This window comes from Tenggerimyces flavus, assembly GCF_016907715.1.
Classification (GTDB): domain Bacteria; phylum Actinomycetota; class Actinomycetes; order Propionibacteriales; family Actinopolymorphaceae; genus Tenggerimyces; species Tenggerimyces flavus.
The window spans coordinates 6,139,916-6,165,098 of the sequence record NZ_JAFBCM010000001.1; the positions used below are offsets into that span (position 1 = coordinate 6,139,916).

Genomic DNA, 25,183 nt, shown 5'->3' on the forward strand with positions numbered 1-25,183 from the left:
GACCTGTGGACGAAGGGTGCCTTCAGTGGACGAAGCCGCGCTGCAGCTGACGCAGAGCCTCCCGCCGCTCGGCCTGGTCCTGGCTCGACGCACCGAACAACCCGCCGTCTTTCGGGCAGTGCAACCCAGCCCGCGGGCGCTTGCCGGTCACCAGGTACGTCGTCACGGTGTTGTTCGCGCACGCGTTCTCGCCGAACAGGTAGACACCGTGCCCGCCCTGGTCCACCGTCACCAGCCGAGCCTGCCGACCGAAGGCTCGTTTCATCTCCAGCGTTCCCACCAACGGCGTCGCGGGGTCGCGGAGGTTCTCCACCAGCAGCATCCGGTCAGCAGCCTTGCCGTTCACGCGGACCGGCGGCTCGTACCGTTCCACCGGCCAGAACGCGCAGGCCCAGATGTTCGCCGCGGCCGGACCGAAGGCCGGACGCGCCAGGCGCTCGCGCTCCACCACCCGCTGGTACGTCGACACCGACTCCGGCCAGTCGCTGTCGTTGCAGACGACCAGCAACTGGCTCGAGACGTAGTTCTCCAGCGGGTCGATGGCAGCGGCGACCGATGCGGCGGCCGCGGCCGAAGGCGCACGGAGCAGCTGCTGCCACGCCTGCGCCATCGTCGGGAAGCTCGCGTCGTTGTAGAGCCAACTGAACGTCGCCGCACGGAACAGCGCCCCGTCCACACCCTGGATCGGCGTCTGGTCCAGCCGCGCGGCGAGCGAGAAGTACGTCCGGCGCACCTGCCCAGGCGTCGCGCCGAGCTCGTACGTCGCGTCCCGTGCCGCGGCCCACTTCGCGAAATCGGGGAACCGGATGTCGAAGCCGGTCGCGAACCACCGCGACCCCTGGTAGTCCAGCCCAGCCGGCCCGGTCACCGAGTCCAGCACGACCCGGTCGACGCGCGACGGGAACATCGACGCGTACGCGGCGCCCAGGTAGGACCCGTACGACACCCCGAAGTAGGAGATCTTCGACTCGCCGAGCGCGACCCGGATCCGGTCCATGTCGCGCGCCGTGTTCGACGTGTTGACGAACGGCAGCAGCGCACCCGTCGAGGATGCCGCGCACTGCGCGGGCAGCGGCTTCAGCGCCTCGGCGTGGGCGGCTACGTCGGCAGGGTTCCGCGCGTACGGCGGCACGTTCGACTGGACCTCCGCCGGCGGGATGTCGCAGGTGACCGGCGTGCTCTCCCCCGTACCCCGCGGGTCGAAGCCGATCAGGTCGTAGGTGTCCATCACGCTGACCGGCAGCCCGAGGCTCACCAGGTCCAGCGGCATCGTCTGCCCCGGCCCGCCGGGACCACCCGGGTTGACCAGCAGCACGCCGCGCCGCTTCGCCGGGTTCGTCGAACGGAGCCGCGACACCGCGACCTCGATCGTCTTCCCGTCCGGCTTGCGGTAGTCCAGCGGCACGGGGATCTTCGCGCACTCCTGGCCGATCGAGCCGCCCGGCTCGGGACACGGCTTCCAGGTGATCGAGTCGGCCGCGGCCGCTGGCAGGGCCGGCAACAACCCGACCACCAACGCTCCCACGGCGGCAGCCACCGCACCCACACGTCCGCGCATGTCCCTGTCCTCCCGTAGCCCTGACCTGACCTTCGTCACCCTAGGTTCGGGTCCCGGCCGGGCGGCTCGACCGCGCGGACGAACGCGGGCTCCTCCTTTGGTACCTGTCGGTTCCTACCTATCGGCAGGGGCAGGCCGGCAACGGTCCGTCGTACTGTCTCCGGGTGACGTCCGAGCGAACCGAGCTCGCCGGCAGGCGACGGCTTTGGCCGCGCTGGCCGGCCTTCACGCGCGCGGAAGTCCTCGGCGACCTGCCGCTCGCCGCCGTTCTCGTGATCTGCTCGATGACCGAGGCGTACGTCAGCACCAGCACCGAGCGGTCCTCCCACGTTCCGCTGCCGGCGGCGATGACCATCGGCGCGATCCTCGCGATCGGCGTCGTCGTCCTCCGCCGCCGCGCCCCGATCCTCGCTCTCGCCCTGCCGTCGTTGATCGGAACCTGGTTCGGCGTGGGGTACGTCCTCAGCCTGTTCGCCGCGTACCACCTCGGATACCGGGTGCTGAAGACCTGGAAGGTCGTCCTCGCGACCGTCCTGATCGGCATGCTGCCCACCGTTCTCGAATGGTGGTTGGTGATCCGGCAGCTCGGTCCCGAGTACAACCTCGGGATGATCATGGTCTTCACCGTGATCTTCACCGTGGTGCCGACGTTGATCGGGCGGTACGCCCGCCAACGCGTCGCGCTGAACGAGGCGGGCTGGGAGCAGGCGAGGCGGCTCGAACGCGAGCACCAGATGGTCGTCGAGCAGACCAAGCTGCGCGAACGTTCCCGCATCGCCCAGGACATGCACGACTCCCTCGGCCACGAGCTCAGCCTGATCGCCTTGCAGGCAGGCGCATTGGAGCTCGACCCCGAGCTGCCCGACCGGCAGCACGAGACGGCGAGGCTGCTCCGTACGACCACCGCCGACGCCGTCAACCGGCTGCACGAGATCGTCGGCGTCCTCCGCGACACCACCGACCCCGCACCGACCGAGCCCGCCGCCGAAGGGGTCTCCGCGCTCGTCGACCGGGCAGCGGCGTCCGGCGTCGCGGTGACGTACGACGAGTCCGACGACGGGACCGGCGACCGCAACCTGTCGGCCATGACGGACCGCGCGATCTATCGCGTCGTCCAGGAGTCGTTGACGAACGCGACCAAGCACGCGGCGGGCGCCGACGTCACCGTACGGCTGAACTACAACGCCGACGACGTGGTCGTCGAGGTCGACAACGCCGCCGGCGCGGCGATTGGCTCACGTGCACAGGAGAACGGTGGCGGGCGCGGCCTGATCGGACTCGCCGAGCGGGTCCGGCTCGCCGGCGGACGGCTGACCGTGGGGCCACGCGAGGGCGGCGGGTTCAGTGTCAAGGCCAGGTTGCCGCTCCGGGTCGGCAGCGCGATCGCCGCCGACGAGCCGCCGCGGTTGGGCAACCTGCCCCGACTCGAGCCCTCGTCGGAGGAGATCGCCAGGTTCGCCGACTATCCGTCGGCCGTCGCCAGGCTGCGGCGCAGCTTCTGGTTCAAGCTGGTCGCGCCGATCCTCGGCCTCGCGGTGTTCGCTGTCGTCTACCTGTTCTACACCGGCCTGCAGATGGCGACCGTGCATCCCGACCCGTTCCAGTCGTTGCGGGACGGCCAGTCGCAGGAGTCGGCGCAGGACGTCCTGCCGCCGGGAAACCCGGACCCACCGGCCGACTTCGGGCCGATCGAGGCGGAGCCCAAGGGGCAGGACTGCCGCTACTACAGCCCGCGCAACGGTCCGTGGTGGGACTTCTCGCGGTACGTGGGAGGCCAGCTCTACCGGGTCTGCTACGCCGACGGGAAGCTCGCCTCGCACGTGATCCTCCGTCAGACCAAGGCTTCTCAATGAGAGTGAGGAGAGAAGTGACTATTCGGGTGGTACTGGCCGACGACGAGACGATGATCCGCGCCGGGGTCAAGGCGATCCTCGGCACCGAGCCGTCGATCGAGGTGGTCGCGGAGGGCGCGAACGGGCACGAGGCCGTCGAGCTCGTCCGCAGCCACCGGCCGGACGTCGTGCTGCTCGACATCCGGATGCCCGGCCTCGACGGTCTGGCCGCGGCGGCGGAGATCCGCAAGGTGCGGCCGGAGACCGCGGTCGTGATGCTGACGACGTTCGGCGAGGACGCGTACGTCGCGCGCGCCCTGTCCAGTGGCGCGAACGGGTTCCTGCTGAAGGCGAGCGACCCGCGCGAGCTGATCGCCGCCGTACGCGCCGTGGCCGACGGTGCCGCGTACCTCTCCCCCACGGTCGCCCGGCAGGTGATCAACCAGCTCTCCGGGACCGCGTACGCGCGCGGTGAGGAGGCACGCGCGCTGCTCGGCCAGCTCACCGACCGCGAACGCGAGGTGCTGGCACTTGTCGGACAAGGGCTGTCCAACGCCGAGATCGCCCGTAGGCTGCATCTCGTCGAGGGGACGGTGAAGAGCTACGTGAGTACGATCCTCACCCGGCTCGACGCCAAGAACCGCGTCCAGGCGGCGATCCTCGCCTACGAGGCTGGGCTCGTGGACCGAGACGCCTGATCCGACCGGTTCCGGGCGTGTCGTTGAACCGAACGCCGTCTCCATCCGATGCAGTCAGTGGTGGACTCCATCCTCTGGGGAGACGCGAATGACGGAGATCAAGAAGTATCTGGCCGAAGAGGTCGCCGAGGACCTCGCGGACGGCATCATCTCGCGGCGTGAGGCTGTGCGCCGGCTGGGGCTGATGGGTGTCTCGGGAGCGGCGGCGACGGGGTTGTTGGCGACGTTCGCCGCGGGTGAGGCGGCAGCCGCGCCGACCGTGCACGCGAGCGGCAAGCGGGTCACGAGCTGGGCGCCGGTGGCCCGCGAGCCGATCACGTTCGCGGGACCGCGCGTCCCGCTGATGGGGGTCTGGTCGCCCGCGGCCAAGGCCCGCGGCGGGGTGCTGGTCATCCACGAGAACCGCGGCCTGACCGTCCACATCCAGACGATCGCCGGGCGGCTCGCGGCGAGCGGCTACTCCGCGCTCGCCCTGGACCTGCTGTCCGAGGAGGGCGGCACCGGCGCGTTCCCGGGCGAGGCCGAGGTCGCGGCGAAGCTGTCGGAGATCTCCGCGACCAACCCGGGACGGTTCGTCGAGGACATGAAGGCGGCGGTCAGCGAGCTCAAGCGGCGCGTACGCGGCAAGAAGCTCGCGGCGATCGGGTTCTGCTTCGGCGGCGCGATGGTCTGGCAGCTGCTCGCCTCGGGCGAGCCACGGCTCGCCGCGGCGGCCCCGTTCTACGGCCCGTTCCCCGAGGGCGGCGATCTGCGGGGCTCCGGTGCCGACGTGCTCGGCGTGTTCGGCGGCCTCGACGCGCGGGTGAACGCGACGCTGCCCGCGGCCAAGGCGGCGTTGGAGAAGGCCAGGCTGGACTATGAGCTGCTCACGTTCACCGAGGCGGACCACGCGTTCTTCAACGACACGGGGGCGCGGTTCAACCCGCACGCCGCGACCGAGGCCTGGCGCCGGACCATCGGTTGGTTCGACGACGCGCGGAAGTAGTGACCAAAGTCAGTCCAAGGGATCACTTTCGCGGCTGACGCGACGAGGTGGGCTCGCCGTAGCGTTTCGGGCATGATCACCATTCGTGGGTTGACGAAACGCTACGGCGCCACCGTCGCCGTCGACAACCTGTCGTTCGACGTACGGCCCGGGCAGGTCACCGGCTTCCTCGGGCCGAACGGCGCGGGCAAGTCGACGACGATGCGTGCGGTCCTCGGCCTCGACCGGCCGACCGATGGGCAAACGCTGATTGACGGTCGCCCGTACCGCTCGCTTCGCGAACCCCTGCGATCGATTGGAGCGCTGCTCGAGGCGAAGGCGGTGCATCCGCGCCGCAGCGCTGCGGACCATCTGAAGGCGCTGGCGCAGAGCAACGGCATCGCGCAAGGCCGGGTTGACGAGGTCCTCGGACTCGTCGGGCTGTCCCAGGTCGCCGGGCGGCGGGTGGGTCAGTTCTCGCTCGGGATGTCCCAGCGGCTGGGCATCGCCTCCGCGCTGCTCGGCGACCCGCCGATCGTGATGTTCGACGAGCCGGTGAACGGGCTCGACCCGGACGGCATCCGGTGGGTGCGCGAGCTGATGCGCGGGCTCGCCGCCGAGGGGCGGACGGTATTCGTCTCCAGCCATCTGATGAGCGAGATGGAGGACACCGCGGATCATCTTGTGGTCATCGGGCGAGGGCGGCTGGTCGTGGACGCGCCGATCGCGGACGTCATCTCGGAGAGCTCGCACACGATGGTGCGAGTGCGTACGCCGGAGGCGGCGAAGCTGGGCGCCTTGCTTGGGTCTTCCGGTGGTGTGCAGGTCTCTTCCCCGGAGGAGCTGCTCGTGTCGGGGCTGTCGACCGACGAGATCGGCGATGTCGCGTACGACAACGGCATCCGCCTGCACGAACTCGCGCTCCGCGAGGCCTCGCTGGAGCAGGCGTACTTGGAGCTCAGCCGCGAACACCTCGACTACACAGGAGCCTGACTCATGTTGCTACGTACTGTGCGCGCCGAATGGACGAAGCTGTGGTCGCTGCGGTCCACGGTCGCCTGCGCGTTGGTGACCGTGGTGCTGACGGTCGGGATCACGGCTTTGCTGAGCTGGGCGATGGCTTCCGGGAACGCCGGTGAGGGTGCTTCCGCTTCGGCCGCAGAGCTGGCTTCGGTGGGTGCCACGTTCGGGCAGTTCGGGCTGCTTGCCCTTGCGGCGTTGGTGATCACGTCGGAGTTCGCGAACGGCTCGATCCGCGTGACGCTCGCCGCGACGCCGTCGCGGTGGCGGCTGGTCACGGCGAAGGCCGTGGTGGTCGCGGTCGTGACGTTCGTCAGCGCGCTGGTCGCGGTGGTCCTGGCGACGCTCGTCGCGGCGCCGATCCTCGGAGTCTCGGCAACGTCCGTACTGCCCTCGGGCGCGAAGGCCGCGGCGGCGATGACGCTGATGGGGCTGGTCGTCCTCGGCATGGGCGCGCTGCTGCGAAGCACGGCGGGAACGATCGTGACCGCGGTCGCGATGCTGTTCGCGCCGCTGATCATCGGCGGCGTGGTGTCGAATCGCGTGGTCCGTACCGTGCTCGACTACCTGCCCGCCGGCCTGTCCGACGGCATCACCTCGGCGAAGGACGCCTACGCACCCGGCCTCGCCGCGACGCTGTTGGCCGTCTGGGCAGTCGTCCTCCTCGCCAGCGGCGGCCTGGCGCTCGCCCGCCGGGACAGCTAGCGGGTCAGCTTGGCGTGCAGGGCGAGGGCTGAGGAGTCGGTGAGGGACGCGACCTGGTCGACGACGACGCGGAGGCGGGCCGCGTCGTCGTTCGCCTGTTCGAAGTCCTCCTGGAACGCCGGGTCCAGGCCGCGCGGGACGGCGAGCCGGAGGGCGGAGACGAGCTCGTGGACGATATCGCGCTGCTTGGTAAGGAGCGCCATCCGTTCGTCGGAGCGCATTACGTAGTGGGCCGCGATCCCTTTGAGTACGGCGATCTCGACCTGTTCCTCGCGCGGCACGACGAGGTCGGCGCGATAGCGGGTGAGCACGCCCTCGCCGTACACCTCGTGGGTGGCGGTCTGCGTGGCGATGCAGAACCGGCCGATCAGCTGGCTGGTCATGTCCTTCAGCGCGGCCAGCGCACGGCGGCCGCCGTCGTACGTTGTGTCCGGCCAGTAGCCGAACTCGCGCAGCCGCGCGTACGCCTCGTCGAGCTCCTCGTCGGCGGCGTCGGCGACGTACCAGTCCCGTACGACCTTCCACACGTCCCGGCGCGCGCCCGGGTCGGCGAGGGCGTGCAGGTCGACTCGGTGGGAGACGACGGCGTCCTCGACGTCGTGGACGGAGTAGGCGACGTCGTCGGAGAAGTCCATCACCTGCGCCTCCAGGCAGCGCCGCCCCTCCGCGGGTGACGGCGCGCGGAGCCAGGTGAAGACGTCGAGGTCGTCGTCGTACACACCGAACTTCTCGCCGCTGCCGGGCGGGCCAAAGCCCCGGCGCCACGGGTACTTGGTCGCGGCATCGAGGCTCGCGCGGGTGAGATTGAGACCTGCCGACCGGGTCTCGTCGAACGACTTCGCCTCGAGCCGGGTGAGGAGCCGGAGCGTCTGCGCGTTGCCCTCGAATCCGCCGATCTGGCTGGTGATCTCGTCGAGCGCGCGTTCCCCGTTGTGCCCGAACGGCGGGTGGCCGAGGTCGTGCGCGAGGCATGCCGTGTCGACGATGTCGGGATCGCACCCGAACGCCTGCCCCAGCTCGCGGCCGACCTGCGCGACCTCGAGCGTGTGGGTGAGCCGGTTGCGGATGAAATCGTCGGTGTTGGGACCGAGGACCTGCGTCTTCGCAGCGAGGCGCCGGAGCGTGGCGGAGTGCAGCACCCGAGCCCGGTCCCGCGCGAACGGCGTCCGCCCAGCCCGCTTCGGCGGCTCGGTGACCCAGCGTTCGACGTCGAGGGCCCCATACCCCTCCGGCGGCGAGCTCCACGGAAGATCCATCGCCTCCACACCTTAGGGCCGCATTTGAATGAAGGGCACCTTCATTCGAACCTATTGAATGAAGGTGCCCTTCATTAAAAGCGGAGCGGGAGCGGAAGACCCGGCTTCATCCGAGCCACAAGAGACCGGGGACACCCCACAAGCGACGCGAGCACGGCAGCAGACCGGAAGCGAAGCAGGCCTGGCCCGGGCACCCGTTCCCGGGGGCAGGGGCGGCGCGTTAAAGACAGGTGGCCGGGCCGGGGCGAGTCAAGGGCCGCAAAGCGATCGCGAAGCGACGTCGTTTGCCCATCTGCGCGAAGCGCCGCCCAAACGACGCCCTTGACGCGCCCCGGACCGGCCACCACAATCGACCGCCGCAACAGCCCACGCCAGTACCAACGCCCGAACAGATCTCATCGCAACACCGCACCACGAGAGCCTCGTGCCCAGGAACCCTTCGCCTCGAAGGCGCGGGAATGGCGCTGCGCGCGAGGTGCGGGCCGGGGTGGCGCTACGCGCGGATGCGGCCGGGTGGCGCTACGCGCGGATGCGGCCGGGGTGGCGCTACGCGCGGATGCGGCCGGGTGGCGCTACGCGCGGACGCGGCCGGGGTGGCGCTACGCGCGGACGCGGCCGGGTGGCGCTACGCGCGGATGCGGCCGGGTGGCGCCGCGCGCGAGGTGATGGCGGGATGCCGCGCGCCAAGGTGATCGCGGGGTGGCGCAACGCGCAAGGTGGTGCCGGGGGTGGCGCCGCGCGCGAGGTGAGGCGGTTGTGGCTGGGCCAGCTGTCGGGACGGGCTGGGCCACTTTGCCCACGAAGAGGGCGTTCGGAGGGGTCTTGCGGAACCTCGGAACGCCCCCTCGATGGGCGAAGTCACGATGTGGGAAGGCCCGAGCGCAGTGTCCGTCCAAGACTCGCGAGTTGTTCGACAGATCTCGCCTTCTAGACCGACATCTGTACAACAAGTCTCTAAAACCCGCGCCGGTTGAGGGCACCTGGCGGAGAGCCCGAACCTATGGGACCAGCGCGCCCCTCACCCCAAACCATCGCCCCCGCCCGCGCTTGGGTCGGGGGCACCCTTGTCCGAACCTATGGGACCAGGGTGCCCCCGACCCAGTCGACCCAGTCGACCCAGTCGACCCAGTCGACCCAGTCGACCCAGTCGACCCAGGCGACCCCAGTCGAGCCAGCGCCCGCCACCAGGCCCCGGGTCGCGTGTACAGTAAGGCCGTTGTGCATAGGTAAGCCTTACCAATCCTTTACCTGGAGCGTCGCGTGCTCGCCACGTTCGTCATTGGCCTGCGGGAGGGCCTCGAGGCGGCCCTGATCGTCGGCATCGTCGCCGCGTTCCTCCGGCAGCGGGGGAAGCTCGACGCCCTTCGCTACGTCTGGCTCGGCGTGCTCGCCGCGGTCGTCAGCTGCGGAGCAATCGCGATCGGCCTGATCCTGCTGCAGTCCGAGCTGACCCAGCAGGCCCAAGAGGCGCTCGAGACCGTCATCGGCCTGCTCGCCGTCGCGATGGTCACGTACATGGTCCTCTGGATGCGCAAGCACTCCCGCGGCCTCAAGCACGATCTCGAAGGGGCCGCCGAGCACGCGCTCGCGCAGGGATCGGCGTTCGCGCTGGTCGGCATGGCGATTCTCGCCGTGCTGCGCGAGGGCATCGAGACCGTCGTGTTCCTGCTCGCCCTGTTCCGCACCGCCGAGACCCCGGCCCTGGCGGGCGTCGGTGCGGCGCTCGGGCTGGTGATCGCGATCGGCATCGGGTACGCGATCTACAAGGGCGGCGTACGGCTCAACCTCAGCAGGTTCTTCCGCATCACCGGCTTCGTGCTCGTCCTCGTCGCCGCCGGCCTGCTCATGTCCGCGGCCCACACCGCGCACAGCGCCGGCTGGATCAACTTCGGCCAGCAGCAGGCGCTCGACCTCAGCTGGCTCGTCGAGCCGGGCACAATCCGCGAGTCCCTCCTCACCGGCGTCCTCGGCCTGCAGCCCAAGCCGACCGTCATCGAGGTCGTCGTCTGGCTCGTCTACTTCATCCCGTTGGCGCTGTACGTCTGCTGGCCGGCCAAGCGGCAGCCGCGTCCAGCCAGCAGCACATCCGTAGAAAGGCCCGCACCGTGAACGTTCGCCACCTGGCGATCCTCGCCGTCCCCCTCGCACTCCTCGTCCCTGCCGGCTGCCAGAAGGTCGCCACCAGCTCTGACACGCCGGAGGATCGGAACGTCGCGATCACCATCGCCGACAGCGGTTGCACGACCGACCGTGCCGAGATCCCCGCCGGACCGGCGACGTTCAAGGTGACCAACAAGGACGCCAAGGTCGTCAACGAGGCCGAGCTCGTCAACGCCGACGGACGCATCCTCGGCGAACGCGAGAACCTCACGCCGGGGCTGTCCGCCTCGTTCTCGTTGAACCTCGACGCCGGCGACTACACGATCTACTGCCCTGGCGCGGAGACCGAGAGTGCGGCGTTCAAGGTCACCGGCGAGGCGAAGGCCGCGAGCCAGCCGCCGTCGGAGGTCGGCGACCAGCTCGAGCAGGGCGTCGCCGGGTACGCCGACTACGTCAAGGCGCAGACCGGGCAGCTGGTCACCGCGACCAAGGCGTTCACCGACGCCGTACGGGCGGGCGACCTGGACAAGTCCAAGGAGCTGTACGGACAGGCGCGCGTCTACTACGAACGGATCGAGCCGGTCGCGGAGAGCTTCGGCGACCTCGACCCGGCGATCGACGCGCGGGCGAACGACGTCGAGGACCCGACGAAGTGGACCGGGTTCCACCCGATCGAGCAGTCCCTGTGGGAGAAGAAGACCGCTGCGGACCTGACGAAGCTCGCCGACCAGCTCGACGCGGACGTGACGAAGCTCGACGGTCTCGTCCAGACGACCACGTACCAGCCGGCAGACCTCGCGAACGGTGCCACCACGCTGCTCGCCGAAGTCGCGAGCTCGAAGATCACCGGTGAAGAGGAGCGCTACTCCCACCTCGACCTGCTCGACTTCTGGGCGAACGTCGACGGCGCGAAGCGCTCGTTCGACCTGCTCACGCCGGCGCTGAAGCGGATCGACGGGCAGCTCGTCACCACTGTCAACGAGCGCTTTACAGACGTCAACCACGCCTTGGCGCAGTACCGCGACGGCAACTCGTTCAAGCTCTACACGGATCTGACCAAGCCGCAGATCAAGGAGCTCGCCGACAAGGTCGACGCGCTGGCCGAGCCGCTGTCGAAGGTCGCGGAGAAGGTGGTGTCGTTCAAGTGACCTCGGCCGAACGGTCCGGGTTCTCCCGTCGCGGCCTGCTCATCGGCGCCGCGGGCGCCGGTGGCGTCGCGGTCGGCGCCACGGCGTCGGGGCTGTTCAACGCGGTGAACGCCGATGAGCCGGCGCCGCCGCCCACCGACGTCGTGCCGTTCTTCGGCGCGCAGCAGGCGGGCGTCGCGACGCCGGTCCAGGACCGGCTGGTGTTCGCCTCGTTCGACGTGGTGAGCGATCGTCGCGAGGACCTGGTCGCGATGTTGAAGGAGTGGACGTCCGCCGCCGCCAAGCTCACCGCCGGCGACCCGGTCGGCGAGGTCGCCGGACATCCGATGGCGCCGCCGGAGGACACCGGCGAGGCGCTCGGGCTGCCCGCTGCCAACCTCACGTTGACAGTGGGCTTCGGGCCGTCGCTGTTCGACCAGCGCTTCGGCCTCGAGGCGAAGAAACCCGCTGTCCTACACGAGATTCCGGCCCTCCCCGCCGACGAGTTGGACCTGGGCCGGTCGCACGGCGACCTCTGCGTGCAGGCCTGCGCGGACGACGCGCAGGTCGCGTTCCACGCGATCCGCAACCTGCTCCGCATCGGCCGCGGCACCGTGGTCATGCGCTGGTGTCAGCTGGGCTTCGGGCGTTCGTCGACAACCACGCGTTCGCAGTCGACGCCGCGCAACCTGATGGGCTTCAAGGACGGGACGAACAACATCCTGTCCGAGAGCCCCGCGGACATGGACGCGTTCGTGTGGGTCGGCGACGAGACCGACCAACAGTGGATGCGTGGCGGTACGTACGTCGTCTCCCGCCGGATCCGCATCCTGGTCGAGTCGTGGGACCGCGACCGGCTCGAAGACCAGGAAGCGGTGATCGGCCGGCAGAAGGTCGGCGGCGGCCCGTTGACCGGCGTACGTGAACGCGACGTGGTCGACCTCGCCGCGAAGAACAAGCAGGGCGAGCTCGTCGTCGACACCAACGCGCACATCCGGTTGGCCGCGCCGGCGAGCAACGACGGGCAGAAGATCCTGCGCCGCGGCTTCAACTTCACCGACGGCATGGACCCGCGAACCGGTCAGCTCGACGCGGGACTGTTCTTCATCTGCTTCCAGAAGGACCCCGCCAAGCAGTTCGTCGCGATCCAGCGCCGGCTCGGCGCGACGGACCTGTTGAACGAGTACATCAAACACGTCGCGAGCGCTGTCTTCGCCTGCCCTCCTGGGCTGCGCGAAGGCCAGTGGTGGGGCCAGGACCTGTTCTCCTGACCCCACCAAGTCCTACTTGGCCGGCGTCGGTGTCGCTCGGTGCTCGGCGCAGGTCACGTCCTTGCCGCACTCCAACGGCGGCGGCATGTCCACCGGCGGATCGGCGACCTCGCCGTTCTCGTCCAGCGGTGTCACGGCCGTGACCTTCGCGTCGCGTTGCGGAACGACGAACGCGAAGAACCGCAGCTGGTCCGAGTTCGGGGTGGCGACCGCGTCGGCGGTGTAGAGCTGACCGTTCGCCGTCTCGATCCGCACCGACCGCGCCTCGATCGACACCGCGCCGAGCACGAGGGTCTTGTCGAGCGGCTCGAAGTCGGGCTTGGCGCCCAACCGCAGGCCGGTGGTGAACCAGTCGGCGCGCTTGGCCGGGTCGGTCCAGTCGTCGAAGCAGACGAACGAGTCGTTCAACGTCTGCGGCTCGATGACCAGGCAGCCCCGCTCGGCAGTCAGCGTCGACAGGGCGTTCCAATCCTTGTCCGCCTCCTTGCCGCTGGCCACGTAGTAGCCAGGGCGGTAGGCGTTGGCCTCCGGCAGCTTCGTGTACTTGCGGTCGGAGAACGGCTCGGCCTGGTCGTCCGGTACCACCGGTGCGTTCGCGGTGACCGGGCCGGCCGGCTCGATCGTACTGGTGCCGTTGAGCGCCGGGACGATCGCGAACGCGAGCGTCGCGCACGCGGCGAGAACGACCGTGGTGCCGACGAACCGGACACGCCGGCGGCGGACGATGCGGCCTTGGATGGCGGGCAGCGGATCGGCCGGGGCGGTAGGTAGTTCGGCCATCGAGAGCAGGCCGTCCTTCAGCCTCGTGCTCTCCTGGGGTTCAGGCATGTTCCTCTCCTCCTGGGACGGACTCGAGCGTCGCGGTGACGTCGAGCCCGGAGCTGCGCAGGCTGGCGAGCCCGCGGGAGGTGTGCTGTTTCACGGTGCCGACCGAACAGCCGAGCAGGTCCGCGACCTCCTGCTCGGACCGGTCCTCCGCGTACCTGAGGAAGACCGCCGCCCGCTGTCGCGGGCTCAGTTCGCGCATGGCGCGCCGCAACGCGTCCCAGTCGTCGACCCGGGAGTGCGCCTCCCGGGCGGCGACGTCGGGGAGCTGCGCGGACGGATGCTCGCCCCACCATCGGCGTCGACGACTGGCCAGGAACGTCGACGTCATGATGCGGCGCAGGTAGCCCTCCGGGTTGCCGTCGCGCGCCCGCGACCAGCGAAACCAGAGCTTGGCAAAACTGTCCTGCGCCAGATCCTCGGCGTGGCCATGGTCGAGGGTCAGGGCGTACGCGAACCGCATCGCCGCCGACCAGCGTGCACGGACGAAGTCGGCGAACGCGTCCTCGCGCGAAACCCGTTCGGGTTCGATCGGCATCAACTCACCCCTCACAGCCCTAAGAACGACGCCGCCGACTGCTTAGGTTGACACGAATAAGGATCCCCTCCGGATGTCACGCCAGACCCCAAAATAAGGATCCCCTCCGGACGTCACGCCGGACCAGGAGCGCGGTGAACATCCTGTACCGGCCCGGCGATGACAACAGTCGAGTCACGGGTCTCCCTAAAATACGTCTTATGAGACGTTCCATCGCTTTTGCCGCTGTTGTCCTCTGCGCTCTCGGCCTCGTCGCCCAGCCGGCCGCAGCACATTCGTCGGAGCCGCTGCCGGTGGTCGAGGTGGTCTCGTACCAGCCGTCCGACTCCGGCGCCGAGGCGGTGACGTACGACCCGTCGCTGGTGCCGGTCGGCGCGACCGCGGTGGTGGTGTCGGTGCCGGTCTCGGTCGGCACAGTGGTCGCGCTGCAGGTCCGCGGGCTGGAGCCGAACCGCGAGTACGGCGCGCACGTGCACGTCGGTTCCTGCGGGCCGGATCCAATGACCGCCGGGCCGCACTTCCAGAACGTGCCGGATCCGGTCACACCGTCGACCGACCCCGCGTACGCCAACCCGGAGAACGAGGTCTGGCTCGACCTCACCACGAACGCGCTGGGCATCGGCAAGGCCGCGTCGACCGTCTCGTGGCGCTTCGACGGACGGCCCGCGGCGTCGCTCGTTCTGCACGAGCACCACACCCACACCGCGCCTGGCGAGGCGGGAACGGCGGGCAGCCGGCTCGCGTGCGCGTCGGTGCCCTTCAGGGATGTCCCCTAGGCCGATCGTCGCAGTGCGGATCGCCCTTGCGGAGGATGCTGGCGGCAGGGCGCGGCGTCTAGCGTGGAACACGTCCGCGGGGGAAGTGGACTACGGGACGGCGCTGGGCTGGCGCCGTCCCGTACCTGTTCGTACGGTCGAGGCATGACGACTCTCGCCGCTGAGCTGCTGCCGCTGTTGCCGACCGAGGACGACGTCGCCTTCTACCGCTCGCATGGCTACTGGATCTCCGGCGCGATCCTGCCCGACTCGGTGATCGACACGGCGGAGGCCGGGATGGCGCGGCTGTACGCGGGCTCCACCGACCACGTTCTGCCCGGCCGGGAGGGTATCCCGGGATGGTCGCCTGCCGATGGCGACGTGCTGCGCAAGAACGACTGGGCCTCGTTGCAGGTCGACGAGCTCTCCTCGCTCGTTCGGCATCCGCTGATCGCCGCCTGCGCCGCCGTGCTGAGCGGCGCGGCCTCGATCCGGCTGTGGCACGACCAGTTGCTGTACAAGCCGGCGGAGAGCTCGCAGGCCGCGTCGGGGCGGGTGAACGTGGGGTGGCACACCGATCGCCAGTACTGGAGGACGACCTCGAGTACGGAGATGCTGACCGCCTGGGTGCCGTTCCACTCGGTCGGCGAGGTCGAGGGCGTGGTGTCTTTCGTGGAGGGAAGCCATCTGTTCGACGACGACATCGTGCTGGACTTCTTCAACCCGGACCTGTCGCAGCTGGACTCGGTGCGGTCGTCCCACGACGTACGGATCGCGGTGCACGAGATCCCGCGCGGAGGGATGAGCTTCCACCACTGCCGCACGATCCACGGCAGCGGCCCCAACCTCAGCGGCGCGCCACGCCGGTCGATCGCGGTCCACCTGCAGCCGGGCGACAACCACTTCGTCGAACACCAGCGGCCGGACGGCTCGCTCGCCCACCACGGCAACGACGACCTGGTCCGACGCGGAGCGGACGGCCACCCCGACTACACCGACCCAGCGATCTGCCCGCAGCTGTACTGACGCCCGTCCCGTGATCATGTACGTGATCATGAAGCCGAACGGTCGTATACGCAGGGTTTGCCTTCATGATCACGTACATGATCACTCGGTGGAGCTCTACCGAGGGGGCGAGGTCGAGAGGAAGTCGTCGAGAACCTCCAACCCCGGTTGCGGGTTCAGCCGGCCCAGCCCCACTCGGAAGCGGTCGCCCGGCACCTCCGCCAGGTCAGAAGCGAAGATCGACGCCGGCAGGAAGAGCAGTCCGCGTTCCTCGACGGCTCGGCGGCAGAACTCCTCCACGCCCTCGGGGCCGAGGTAGCGTGGGAACGCGACGCAGCTGCCGTCGGGTGGGGTGAACTCGAAGCGGTCGGCGTGCTTGGCGAAGAAGTCGGTGAACACCGGCACGTTCGCCGCGACGATCCCGCGCACCCGTTCCCGCAACATGGGCGCGTTGCGCATCGCCACCGTCGCGAGCAGCTCGCTCGGCGCCGAGTTGCAGATCGTGGTGAACTCCTTCGCCCGTTCCAACGCCCGCAAGGCCGCCTTGTCACAGCACGCGACCCAGCCGATGCGCAGCCCTGGAAGTCCGTACGCCTTGGACAGCACGTTGATCGAGACCGCCCGCTCGGACAGGTCCGCGGCCTGCGGCAACGTACGCGAAGCGTCGAGCTCAATGCCGCGATAGACCTCGTCCGACACCAGCCGGATCCCCCGCGACTCGCACAGCGCGACGAGCTCCTGGAACGTCGAGAGCGACGGCACGTACCCCGTCGGGTTGTTCGGGAAGTTCACCGCGACCACCGTCGTGTTCGGGCGCAACGCCGCCTTGACACGATCCAGGTCGAGCGTCCAGTCGAGCGTCGACCCCGAGCCCGTCCAGAGCGGCACCCCGGTCAGCGACGATCCCGCAGCGAGCGGAACGGTCTCCGTCGACTGGTAGTTCGGCACGGTCACCACCGCGTGCTCGCCCGGCCCCAGCAGCACCTGCAGCGTCCAGAACAAGGCCTCCTCCGCGCCCGTGAACACGAGCACATCGTCGGCCGGCACGCGCGAGTATGTCGCAGCAATCGCCGACCGCAGCGCGTCGGTCCCCCAGGTCGGCGTGTAGCCGAGCCACAGCCCGTCCAGCGCCGCCCGGTCGGCGTCCGTGCCCAGCGCGAGCAGCTCCGAGACCGTCATCGACTCCGGGTCCGACGCGGTCAGGTGGTAACGGGCGTTGAACTCCCAGCGTTCGAAGTACGCCTCGATGCGAAACTCCGGCAGGTCCAGTCGCTGGCTCATGCGCGAGCCTCCTTGATCAGTGCGTAGACGGAGGCCCGCGAGATCCCGAGGGCGAGCGCGAGGTGTTCGGCCGCGCGCCTGGTCGCGAACAGCCCCTGCGCGTCGATGTGGCCGACGAGCGCGAGCCGTTGCGTACGGGACAGCCGGTCCCGGGCGACGTGCTGGTCGCGGCACCACGCGTCGACAGTGAGCGCGATCTGCTCGCGCCAGTCCCGTTCGAACAGAGCCTCCGGGCGCGGCTCGACGGCGGCCGCGAACCGGGAGAGAACGTCGATCGCCTCGTCGAGCGGCGACCGGTCGAGGTTGACGCAGAGCAGCCCGGCACCGCCCTCGACGAGCACGCTCACCGACGTGATCCGGTGGCCGTCGGTGCCGACCTTCTCGTACGGGCCGAGCACCTTGCCGTCGGTCGGCAGGTCGTCGGCGGTGATCAGGGACCGGTCGCCAGGTGCACGGCCGGACCAGGAGTTCCAGATCGCGGCGACCTTGTCGGGCTTGACGTCGTGCAGCACGACCTCGGCGTACGGGTGCAGCAACGCGACGACGGCCTCGACGACCGGCGCGTACGTCCCGACCCACGCCGGCGGCTTGTAGCGTCCCACGGGAGTGGACTCTACGTACAGGTTGGACGGAATGTCTAGCGCTAGGCTGGGCGCCATGGAGCATGTGCGATTGGGCCGGACCGGCCTGCGGGTGTCCCGCCTCTGCCTCGGCACGATGACGTTCGGACTGCAGTGCGACGAGCCGACGTCGTTCGCGATCCTGGACAAGGCGGCCGAAGCGGGCATCACGTTCCTCGACACCGCGGACGCGTACCCGGTGGCCGGCGATCTCAGCACGGTCGGCCGGACCGAGGAGATCATCGGGCGGTGGTTCCGGGGTCGCCGCGACGAGTACGTGGTGGCGACCAAGGGCTTCGGACGGATGGGCGAACGGCCTTGGCAGCAAGGCAACTCGCGCAAGCACCTGATCGAGGCGGTGGACGGTTCGCTGCGCCGGCTGCAGACCGACTACCTCGACCTGTACCAGCTGCACAGCTTCGACCCGGAGACGCCGGTCGACGAGACGCTCGGCGCGCTGGACGACCTCGTCCGGTCGGGCAAGGTCCGCTACATCGGGGTGTCGAACTGGCTCGCGTACCAGCTCGCCCGCGCGCTCGGCCGCAGCGAGGTGCTGCGCGTCGCGCGGTTCGACTCGCTGCAGCCGCGCTACAACCTGCTGTTCCGGCAGATCGAGCGTGAGCTGCTGCCGCTGTGCGCCGAGGAAGGCGTCGGCGTGATCCCGTACAACCCGATCGCGGCGGGCATGCTGAGCGGCAAGCACCGGCCGGGCGCGCCGACCGAGGGGACGCGCTTCACGCTGGGCTCGGCGGGCGAGACGTACCGCGGCCGGTACTGGCACGAGGCCGCGTTCGAGGCGGTCGAACGGCTGCGCCCGCTGGCCGCCGAAGCCGGGCTGCCGATGGTGACGATGGCGGTCGGGTGGGTGCTGGCCAACCCCGCGATCACGGCACCGATCATCGGCGCGAGCCGGCCGGACCAGCTGGACGAGTCGATCGCCGCCGCCGAGAAGCCGTTGCCGGCCGACCTGAAGGAACGGCTCGACGAGCTCACCCACGAGTTCCGCATGGGCGACGCGGCCCGCTAGTCGCCGTTGATCCGGACGCGGAACGTCCGTAATGCGGTCTAGAGTCCGGTGGCATGGAGTTGGAGTTTCGCGGCGAGGTCTGGGAGTGGCGCGGCCCCGCGCCGTACTACTTCGTCACCGTGCCGGACGACGCGTGCCGGGCGCTGGGTGCCGTGGCGAAGGATGTCAGCTACGGCTGGGGGATGATCCCCGTCCGGGCGATCCTGTCCGGCAGCGGCGGCAGCAAGGAGTGGTCGACGTCGCTGTGGCCGAAGGACGGCGGGTACGTCGTTCCGCTCAAGGACCTCGCCCGCAAGGCCATCGGCGTCGGCGCGGGCGACACCGTCACGCTTCAGCTGACGACGACCAAGCGAGACAAGCCGAAGCGGTCCCCGCAACCACCGCCGCGACCACGACCGCAGGTTCCGCGCAACCGCGACAGAACGCCGGTCACGTACGAGCAGCTCACCATCGTCCCCGCCAACCAGGCATCCTGGCAGGACCTCGAGGCGATCTTCGAGTCGAGCGGCGCCTCGTCGCGATGCTGGTGCCAGCGGTTCAAGATGACGCGCGGCGAGTCCTGGGGGTCCGAAGGGCCGGACGAGCTCTCCAGCCGCCTGAAGGACCAGACGAACTGCGGCCGTCCGAAGGCCAAGTCGACCACCGGCCTGATCGCCTACCTCGACGGCGAGCCGGTCGGCTGGTGCGCGGTCGACCCGCGATCGGACAACCCGCGCCTGGCGAGCCACGTGCCCGTCCCCTGGGTCGGGCGGAACGAGGACAAGACCGATCCGACGGTCTGGGCGGTGACCTGCTTCGTCGTCCGAGCCGGCTACCGCCGCCGCGGCATCAGCACGGCGCTGGCCCGCGGAGCCGTCGACTTCGCCAGGCGACGCGGCGCGCGAGCGGTCGAGGGCTATCCGAACCTCGCCGAGCACGGGTTCCAGGGCTCCGCGAGCGCGTTCGAGGCCGCCGGATTCGACGAGGTGAGCCGGCCGTCCAAGCAGCGCGTCGTCATGCGCGTCGACCTCTAGATTCGCCGGACGTATCCGTACCAACGCCCCTAGACTCACCGCGAGACGAGCTCACGAATACCGTGGTGGGCTTGGTGATTTGGGGGGTTTGGGCATGGCTGGCAAGTTCGAGATCTACACCGATGCGGCGAAGAAGTACCGGTGGCGACTGAAGGCCGGCAACGGCGAGATCATCGCCGTCGGCGAGGCGTACGAGTCGAAGTCCGGAGCGCAGAACGGCATCGACTCGGTCAAGCGCAACGCGCCGGACGCGAGGGTCGAGGACGACACCTGATCCGACCCTGCACGCGGCTGCGAGAATGGCCGCGTGACAGGTGTCGTTGTCTCGGTGCACATCAGTGCGACGCATACGTTCAGCAAGCCGCCTCGGGACGCCATCACGCTGCTCGAGGGGTTGGGTGTCGAGGGCGACGCGCACTGTGGGGCGACGGTCAAGCACCGGTCGCGGGTGCGGGCTGATCCTTCTCAGCCCAACCTGCGGCAGGTGCATCTCATGCACGCCGAGCTGTTCGACGACCTCGCGGCAGCGGGCTTCGAGGTCCGGCCGGGACAGCTCGGGGAGAACGTCACCACCCGCGACCTCGCGCTGCTCGAGCTGCCCGTCGGCACTCGGCTGCACATCGGCGCCGCGGTGATCGCGGTGACGGGACTGCGCAATCCGTGCAACCAGATCAACGACTTCCAAGCCGGCTTGCTCAAACAGGTCGTCCACACCGGCCCGGACGGCGACGTCGTACGGCTCGCCGGCGTGATGGGTACGGTCGCCCGCGGCGGCGAGATCAAGCCCGGCGACGGGATCGACGTCGTCCTGCCGCCGGAGCCACATTTCCCGCTGACCCGCGTCTAATGCTCACATCCGGGCCAGGGTCTCCTTCAGCATCGCCAGGGCGACATCGGCGCTGGCTCCCGGCGCGTTGATCGAGACGATCGTCATGAGCTTGTCGTGCTTGGCCGCGGCGGTCCAGTCCTGGAACATGCCGATCGCCGTGTACGCCTGGTCGCCGACGCCCTCGACCGCCTTGTACTTCGCGCCGGGATCCAGCTTGGGCTCCGTCCAGTACTCGTCGGTCGTCGTCTGGATCATGACGTTCCCACCGTCCGCACTGTCAAGGAGCCATTGGCAGGCCGAGCCCATCGGCCCGGCAACCACGCCCGGCTGGACCTTGGCGCCGATCTGATCGCCGATCTCCGCCGCGGTGAAGAACGTGCAGAGCGCCTCCCCCGCACCGCCGTCACCCTGTCCGAGCACGATCTTCTTCCGCGCCACGGGCTCGGGCGCTGCCGAGGTCGGCGCCGCCTCGGTGGGCGCGGCCGACTTGGTCGGCGCGGGCGCCTCCTCGGTCGCCGCCGTGGTCGGCGGAGCCGCGTTCGACCCACAGGCGGCCAACGGCACGAGCAGCGCGAGCAGAACCACGGACTTGCGAACGTTCATCAGAGAATCTCCTATCCCAGCTGGAACCACGACGGATCGACCTTGCATGCCGTCCCGAGCCGCGTGCCCGCCCCGGGGAAGTCGTTCTTCTCCACCTCGTTCCCGATCACGCCGGCGTTCGCGCCCGAGCCGACGAGGTCGAAGATCTTGATCATCACGTCCAGATCTGTCCGCTGCGCGGGTGAGGCGAGCGAACGGATCGCGCGGAGCCGAGCGGCGAACTCGGTGGCCGCCGCCACGGAGGCGTTCTTCGACCACCACAACGCCGCGTCGCGGTACTTGCCGCAGAAGTCCCCCTTCGGCTGGGGCTTCTTCGACGGCTTCGGCGGTACCGGCGTCGCCGTCGGATCGTCGGGCTGGTGGAACGCGACCCACACCGTCCCGCTGCCCGAGACCGTGAACACTCCCGAGACCTGCTTCTTGATCTCCGCCTCGAGCTCGTCCAGCACCGGGTTGACGATCGACGCGACGACACCCTTCACCGCCGTACGGATGGCGGCGACCGGGATCTTGTTCAGCAGGTCGTCCATCGCCGCCTGGAGCCGCCCGCGAACGAGCTTCAGCAGCTCGTTCAGCTCCTTGCGCTCGATCGTCGCGGTCGCCGTGGACGGAGCGATCCGTTCCTTCCCCTTCGCGGTCTCGGGATCCTCGCGACCGGTCACGAACGTCAGCCGCGCCTCGTTCTTCTCGACCTTCCCCACCGCCGGGCTCGTGAGGTGGGTGACCGGGACCGGCTCCTCGACCGTCCAGGTCACCTTGGCCCCGTTCGCCACGACCTCCGGAACATCGATGCCGACCGCGCGGGCGCAGCTCTTGAGCCCTTCTGGCCAAGCCTGCTTGGGATCCGCGCGGGCGACGAACGTGCCCGCGATGTCGGCCGCGTCGCCGACGGCGAAGCGATACGGGTTCCCCGGGCTGAGGTCGGGTGGGTCGAGGTCCACCGTGAGCTGCGGTGTGCCGAGGTACGACCTGATGATCGAGACGACGGCCAGGATCCCCATCGCCGTACGCAGGGCGCTGAACGCCGGCTTGGTGAGCGTGTCGACGACCGCGTGGACGATGCCGCGCATGAGCTCGACGGCCTCGTCCCACACGGCCACCAGCCAGCCGATGACCGGGAGGTCGCTGCCGGTCTTGGGGTCGAGCTTCAGGGTGTCGAAGACCGTGTCGATCGCCTTCGCGAGGAACGTGGTCGCGATCATGCACGGGTCGGCCTGGGTCCGAATCGCCTGCAGCGGTGGGCGTTCCCAGGATCGACTCGGCCTGGTCGTACGTTCGAGCGCGTTCCCCACGTCGGCGACGAACATCGTCACGACCGCGGTGGGGAACACGATGGACTGCGCGTACTTCCAGTCCCGCTTGCCCATAAGGGCACCCGCCGCCCGCGCGGTCGGCGTCGGCGCCTTCACGATCCACGCCGCGATCAGGTAGCTCAGCGTCGGCGAGCCGGCCGGCATCGGCGCGAGCCGGTCGAGGTCGCGGCCGACGATGCCCGCCCCGCGAGACTGCTCCGCCACCAGGTACTCGGCCTGCGCCTGCGTGAACACCAGGCCCTTGCGGGTGTCGACCGGCGCGTGCTCGTCGGCGACGAGCTGCAGGCCCGCGGCCTTCAGGTGGTCCAAAGTGACGCCCTCCGCGACGGCGGTCGGCGCGGTCGGCTCCGGAGAAGCCTCAGGAGGGTTCTCGGCCGGCGTCCCACACGCGGGACAGCAGAACGGCGAGCGCGAGGACGGGAACAAAGCGGCGGATCATGCCCGGAGGTTAGGCCGGGCACGATCCGCCGCGAAATACGGGAAACTACGTAGTTCTGTCGATCAGTCGTCGAGCGCGTCCCGCAGACCGGGGACGTCGATCTCGATCACCTCGACGTCGTCGGGCTTGCCGAGGATGCGGCCGTCGTTGCCCGGGAAATTGTTGTCGTTCGCGACCAGCACCTTGTCCCCGAACAGCGGCAGCACGGTCTCGACCGACTGCAGCGGGAACGAGAACAGCTTGCCGACGCCGTACTCCCCCGGCCGGGCCGGCGTGGAGACGCCGTCCGGGTCGGCCATCCGCATCAGGTCGAGCGCCGTACGCCGCGGCAGCACGCCGTTGGCGTCCGCCTCGTCGAGGTCGGTGACGATCAGCTTCTTCGTCTTGGTGTCGATGCCCTCGGCGTTGTCGCGCTCGATCAGCACGAGCCGACGACCGTCGAGCACGGCCGCGTCGCCGACCATCAGGTCTGCCGTCTCGTTGCGGAACGTCCAGGTACGACCGGTGTACTCGTTGCGCTTCACCGAGAACTCGTACACGATCCGGCGCCGCTGGTCGGGATCGTCGGTCCGCGCGCCCTCGAGGATCGGGTACAGCGTCCAGCCGTCCTTGCTCACCGCCATCGCCTCGAAGCCCTTACTGGCAGGCAGATTCGGCTGCTCACCGAGTGCGAGGTCGGGCGACTGCGGCGACTTCGTCCCGTCCAGCAACGGGATCGGCGCCTGCAGCACCTTGCCGGTGGCGTCGACCTTGACCAGGTACGGGCCGAACTCCTCGCCCAGCCACAGGTTGCCGCGAGCGTCCCGCTGGAGCGACTCGAGGTCGAAGTCCGCGCCGGTCAGCAGCCTGTTCGGCGTGTCCTCGTTGACGATCGGGAACGGCACCTTGTGGTTCGGGTCGCGGACGCTGATGTACCCGTTCACCTTGATCTTGCCGGTGCGGTAGTTCGGCTCGATGTTGTACGCCCGCAGCAGGAAGTCGGCGGAGTTGGTCTTCGCGCCGAACCCGTTGTCGGGCATCGCGAGCAGTCGCTTGCCGGACAGGTCGTACGGGCTCGCCGGGATCACCGCGGAGAAGCCGGGGATCGGCTGGCCGTCGAACGGCGGCGTCACGCCGTTCACCGTGTCCGGCGGCAGCTGGTGCCCGGACGTCGGGCCGGGCTGGTACGCGGTCGCGCTGTACAGCGCCCGGGACAGCAGCGTGGGCTGCTCGGGCAGCCGGACCGAGAAGCGGTACAGCCGGGTGATCTGCGTCGCGCCACCGTTGTCGTCCGACAGCAGGAACAGCTCGCGCCGGTCGCCGCGCAGGTCGTCGCCGACGGCCATCGCCTCGATGTTGTCGAGCAGCGGGTTCGGCTGCGGCTGCTTGGCGGTCGCGCCGGACGGCGGGCAGGTGACGACGTCGAGCAGCAGCTGCTTGCCGATGAACGCGCGCGGGTCGGCCAGCGTCGCCAGCGAGGCGACGTCGGTGACGTCCGGCACGCCGGTGGCGGTCGCCCGGTAGGCGCGGACGGTGTTGCCCACACCAGCGACGAAGCCGCGCTCCATGACGATCAGCTGGTCGTCGCCGAGCGCGACCAGTTCGACGACGCCGAGCCCGGGGTCGGTGCGGTACGCGTACTGCGCCACCGGCTCGTACGCGCGGCCCGGCTTGCCCGAATACCGGATGAACCGGTTGAGCATGCCGTCGCTGGCGTCGGTGTCGTCGGCGGAGAGCGCGCCCTCCATGCCGGCGAAGAGCGTGCGACCGTCCGGCGTGACGCCGAGCGCCTCGAACGTCGCGTTCACGCTCGCCTCACCGTCGGGCGTGACGCGGAACCGGGCGGGAACGGGGAACTCGGCGACCTGCTTGCCGGTCGCACGGTTGAAGCGGCGGATGGACGGCTCGCGTTCGGACGACGCGAGGATCGTCCTGCCGCCGCGCTCGGCGACGAGGCCCTCGCCGTCGAAGTCGGCGCCGGTGTACGGGGTCCCGTCGGCGCGCTTCAGCGTGGTCACCTTGCGGACGGCGACGTCCAGCTTGCGGTGGGTGTCGATGCCCAGGTCGTAGAAGCGGGCCGGCGTCGTGCCGATGTTGTCGACCAGCGCGAGCGCCCGGTCGTGGCCGGTGAGCGCGAGGGCGGACAGGCCATTGACGGCGGTGCCCTCGAACGTGGTCTTGTCGAGCGCGTCGGAGAATCCGAGTAGGGAGGCGTCGGGCGAGCAGGGCGCCCCCTTCTCCCAGCCGTTGGCGACGCTACCGGCGTTGGCCGCGGGCGCGGCGGCGAGCAGAGCCGCACCAGTGGCGGCGGCGATGAGCAGATGGAGACTGCGCGACTTCAAGTTCCCTCCCGGGCATACGGACTTACTGCCTCGGCGTAGCACGAGACCCGATCGATCGAAGCGGATCGACCGGGTACGCGCCA

The 25,183-nt window shown here is 69.7% G+C and carries 23 protein-coding genes; 14 read left to right on the forward strand and 9 right to left on the reverse strand.

The window, feature by feature from the left end; translation table 11 throughout:
- Positions 1-22: 22 nt before the first annotated feature.
- The gene (locus tag JOD67_RS28890; protein ID WP_205120856.1) at positions 23-1,558 is read right to left on the reverse strand and encodes an alpha/beta hydrolase; all 1,536 of its coding nucleotides are present in this window, start codon (positions 1,556-1,558) and stop codon (positions 23-25) included.
- A 164-nt stretch (positions 1,559-1,722) separates the two neighbouring features.
- Here JOD67_RS28890 and JOD67_RS40510 point away from each other — a divergent pair, with 164 nt between their 5' ends.
- The 5 genes from JOD67_RS40510 (at position 1,723) to JOD67_RS28915 (ending at position 6,777) form a co-directional block, all read left to right on the forward strand.
- Positions 1,723-3,411, forward strand: a complete 1,689-nt coding sequence (locus tag JOD67_RS40510; protein ID WP_205120857.1) for a histidine kinase — start codon at positions 1,723-1,725, stop codon at positions 3,409-3,411.
- Positions 3,412-3,425: 14 nt separating this feature from the next.
- A complete protein-coding gene (locus JOD67_RS28900; RefSeq protein ID WP_307782589.1) occupies positions 3,426-4,088 on the forward strand; it encodes a response regulator in 663 nt (220 codons plus the stop codon).
- 88 nt (positions 4,089-4,176) lie between these two features.
- Complete coding sequence (locus JOD67_RS28905; RefSeq protein WP_205120859.1) at positions 4,177-5,073, forward strand: dienelactone hydrolase family protein; 897 nt, start codon at positions 4,177-4,179, stop codon at positions 5,071-5,073.
- A gap of 72 nt (positions 5,074-5,145) precedes the next feature.
- Positions 5,146-6,045 carry an ABC transporter ATP-binding protein gene (locus JOD67_RS28910; protein WP_205120860.1) on the forward strand — a complete coding sequence of 300 codons (900 nt, stop codon included), beginning with the start codon at positions 5,146-5,148 and terminating at the stop codon, positions 6,043-6,045.
- 3 nt (positions 6,046-6,048) lie between these two features.
- Positions 6,049-6,777: a hypothetical protein gene (locus JOD67_RS28915; RefSeq protein WP_205120861.1), complete on the forward strand. Its 729-nt coding sequence runs from the start codon at positions 6,049-6,051 to the stop codon at positions 6,775-6,777.
- Here JOD67_RS28915 and JOD67_RS28920 read toward each other — a convergent pair.
- The gene (locus JOD67_RS28920) at positions 6,774-8,033 is read right to left on the reverse strand and encodes a deoxyguanosinetriphosphate triphosphohydrolase (RefSeq protein WP_205120862.1); all 1,260 of its coding nucleotides are present in this window, start codon (positions 8,031-8,033) and stop codon (positions 6,774-6,776) included. The genes JOD67_RS28915 and JOD67_RS28920 overlap by 4 nt on opposite strands.
- Before the next feature lie 1,260 nt (positions 8,034-9,293).
- Here JOD67_RS28920 and efeU point away from each other — a divergent pair.
- The 3 genes from efeU to efeB are packed head-to-tail and all read left to right on the forward strand — an operon-like array spanning position 9,294 to position 12,531.
- Positions 9,294-10,142, forward strand: coding sequence for an iron uptake transporter permease EfeU (gene efeU, locus JOD67_RS28925; protein ID WP_205120863.1), 849 nt, complete (start codon positions 9,294-9,296; stop codon positions 10,140-10,142).
- Positions 10,139-11,281, forward strand: a complete 1,143-nt coding sequence (efeO, locus tag JOD67_RS28930) for an iron uptake system protein EfeO (protein WP_205120864.1) — start codon at positions 10,139-10,141, stop codon at positions 11,279-11,281. Before efeU ends, efeO begins: the two co-directional genes overlap by 4 nt.
- Positions 11,278-12,531, forward strand: a complete 1,254-nt coding sequence (gene efeB, locus JOD67_RS28935) for an iron uptake transporter deferrochelatase/peroxidase subunit (RefSeq protein ID WP_205120865.1) — start codon at positions 11,278-11,280, stop codon at positions 12,529-12,531. The genes efeO and efeB overlap by 4 nt, the downstream gene beginning before the upstream one ends.
- Positions 12,532-12,543: 12 nt before the next feature.
- Here the strand turns inward: efeB and JOD67_RS28940 are convergent, their stop codons facing one another.
- Together JOD67_RS28940 and JOD67_RS28945 are read right to left on the reverse strand one after the other, a co-directional pair.
- The gene (locus JOD67_RS28940) at positions 12,544-13,359 is read right to left on the reverse strand and encodes a hypothetical protein (RefSeq protein WP_205120866.1); all 816 of its coding nucleotides are present in this window, start codon (positions 13,357-13,359) and stop codon (positions 12,544-12,546) included.
- Positions 13,352-13,894, reverse strand: a complete 543-nt coding sequence (locus JOD67_RS28945) for a SigE family RNA polymerase sigma factor (protein ID WP_205120867.1) — start codon at positions 13,892-13,894, stop codon at positions 13,352-13,354. Before JOD67_RS28945 ends, JOD67_RS28940 begins: the two co-directional genes overlap by 8 nt.
- 200 nt (positions 13,895-14,094) lie before the next feature.
- On the opposite strand from JOD67_RS28945, the gene JOD67_RS28950 reads away from it, so the two are divergent.
- Both JOD67_RS28950 and JOD67_RS28955 read left to right on the forward strand, forming a co-directional pair.
- A complete protein-coding gene (locus JOD67_RS28950) occupies positions 14,095-14,670 on the forward strand; it encodes a superoxide dismutase family protein (protein ID WP_205120868.1) in 576 nt (191 codons plus the stop codon).
- Positions 14,671-14,814: 144 nt separating this feature from the next.
- A complete protein-coding gene (locus JOD67_RS28955; protein ID WP_205120869.1) occupies positions 14,815-15,675 on the forward strand; it encodes a phytanoyl-CoA dioxygenase family protein in 861 nt (286 codons plus the stop codon).
- A gap of 96 nt (positions 15,676-15,771) precedes the next feature.
- Here the strand turns inward: JOD67_RS28955 and JOD67_RS28960 are convergent, their stop codons facing one another.
- Both JOD67_RS28960 and JOD67_RS28965 read right to left on the reverse strand, forming a co-directional pair.
- Complete coding sequence (locus tag JOD67_RS28960; protein ID WP_205120870.1) at positions 15,772-16,935, reverse strand: aminotransferase class I/II-fold pyridoxal phosphate-dependent enzyme; 1,164 nt, start codon at positions 16,933-16,935, stop codon at positions 15,772-15,774.
- Positions 16,932-17,537: a helix-turn-helix transcriptional regulator gene (locus tag JOD67_RS28965; RefSeq protein ID WP_205120871.1), complete on the reverse strand. Its 606-nt coding sequence runs from the start codon at positions 17,535-17,537 to the stop codon at positions 16,932-16,934. Before JOD67_RS28965 ends, JOD67_RS28960 begins: the two co-directional genes overlap by 4 nt.
- A gap of 55 nt (positions 17,538-17,592) precedes the next feature.
- Here JOD67_RS28965 and JOD67_RS28970 point away from each other — a divergent pair, with 55 nt between their 5' ends.
- From JOD67_RS28970 to JOD67_RS28985, 4 genes are all read left to right on the forward strand, one after another.
- Positions 17,593-18,582, forward strand: a complete 990-nt coding sequence (locus JOD67_RS28970) for an aldo/keto reductase (RefSeq protein ID WP_205120872.1) — start codon at positions 17,593-17,595, stop codon at positions 18,580-18,582.
- Between the two features lie 53 nt (positions 18,583-18,635).
- Positions 18,636-19,595, forward strand: a complete 960-nt coding sequence (locus tag JOD67_RS28975; protein WP_205120873.1) for a GNAT family N-acetyltransferase — start codon at positions 18,636-18,638, stop codon at positions 19,593-19,595.
- 94 nt (positions 19,596-19,689) lie between these two features.
- Positions 19,690-19,869, forward strand: a complete 180-nt coding sequence (locus JOD67_RS28980) for a YegP family protein (RefSeq protein WP_205120874.1) — start codon at positions 19,690-19,692, stop codon at positions 19,867-19,869.
- Between the two features lie 33 nt (positions 19,870-19,902).
- Positions 19,903-20,442, forward strand: a complete 540-nt coding sequence (locus tag JOD67_RS28985; protein ID WP_205120875.1) for an MOSC domain-containing protein — start codon at positions 19,903-19,905, stop codon at positions 20,440-20,442.
- A 3-nt stretch (positions 20,443-20,445) separates the two neighbouring features.
- On the opposite strand, the gene JOD67_RS28990 is transcribed toward JOD67_RS28985, so the two are convergent.
- The 3 genes from JOD67_RS28990 to JOD67_RS29000 form a co-directional block, all read right to left on the reverse strand.
- The gene (locus tag JOD67_RS28990; protein WP_205120876.1) at positions 20,446-21,027 is read right to left on the reverse strand and encodes a hypothetical protein; all 582 of its coding nucleotides are present in this window, start codon (positions 21,025-21,027) and stop codon (positions 20,446-20,448) included.
- Positions 21,028-21,038: 11 nt separating this feature from the next.
- A complete protein-coding gene (locus JOD67_RS28995; protein ID WP_205120877.1) occupies positions 21,039-22,766 on the reverse strand; it encodes a hypothetical protein in 1,728 nt (575 codons plus the stop codon).
- Positions 22,767-22,841: 75 nt separating this feature from the next.
- Entirely contained in the window at positions 22,842-25,100 is a 2,259-nt protein-coding gene (locus JOD67_RS29000; RefSeq protein WP_205120878.1) for an esterase-like activity of phytase family protein, read from the reverse strand.
- Positions 25,101-25,183: the final 83 nt, after the last annotated feature.

Excerpts from the sequence above, each read along its gene's own strand:
- JOD67_RS28960 (WP_205120870.1), bottom strand. The coding sequence starts at position 16,935 with ATGAGCCAGCGACTGGACCTGCCGGAGTTTCGCATCGAGGCGTACTTC.
- JOD67_RS28975 (WP_205120873.1), top strand. The coding sequence starts at position 18,636 with ATGGAGTTGGAGTTTCGCGGCGAGGTCTGGGAGTGGCGCGGCCCCGCG.
- JOD67_RS28940 (WP_205120866.1), bottom strand. The coding sequence starts at position 13,359 with ATGCCTGAACCCCAGGAGAGCACGAGGCTGAAGGACGGCCTGCTCTCG.
- JOD67_RS28905 (WP_205120859.1), top strand. The coding sequence starts at position 4,177 with ATGACGGAGATCAAGAAGTATCTGGCCGAAGAGGTCGCCGAGGACCTC.
- JOD67_RS28955 (WP_205120869.1), top strand. The coding sequence starts at position 14,815 with ATGACGACTCTCGCCGCTGAGCTGCTGCCGCTGTTGCCGACCGAGGAC.
- JOD67_RS28990 (WP_205120876.1), bottom strand. The coding sequence starts at position 21,027 with ATGAACGTTCGCAAGTCCGTGGTTCTGCTCGCGCTGCTCGTGCCGTTG.
- JOD67_RS28945 (WP_205120867.1), bottom strand. The coding sequence starts at position 13,894 with ATGCCGATCGAACCCGAACGGGTTTCGCGCGAGGACGCGTTCGCCGAC.
- JOD67_RS28910 (WP_205120860.1), top strand. The coding sequence starts at position 5,146 with ATGATCACCATTCGTGGGTTGACGAAACGCTACGGCGCCACCGTCGCC.
- JOD67_RS28890 (WP_205120856.1), bottom strand. The coding sequence starts at position 1,558 with ATGCGCGGACGTGTGGGTGCGGTGGCTGCCGCCGTGGGAGCGTTGGTG.
- JOD67_RS28980 (WP_205120874.1), top strand. The coding sequence starts at position 19,690 with ATGGCTGGCAAGTTCGAGATCTACACCGATGCGGCGAAGAAGTACCGG.
- JOD67_RS28920 (WP_205120862.1), bottom strand. The coding sequence starts at position 8,033 with ATGGATCTTCCGTGGAGCTCGCCGCCGGAGGGGTATGGGGCCCTCGAC.
- JOD67_RS28950 (WP_205120868.1), top strand. The coding sequence starts at position 14,095 with ATGAGACGTTCCATCGCTTTTGCCGCTGTTGTCCTCTGCGCTCTCGGC.
- JOD67_RS28970 (WP_205120872.1), top strand. The coding sequence starts at position 17,593 with ATGGAGCATGTGCGATTGGGCCGGACCGGCCTGCGGGTGTCCCGCCTC.
- JOD67_RS28915 (WP_205120861.1), top strand. The coding sequence starts at position 6,049 with ATGTTGCTACGTACTGTGCGCGCCGAATGGACGAAGCTGTGGTCGCTG.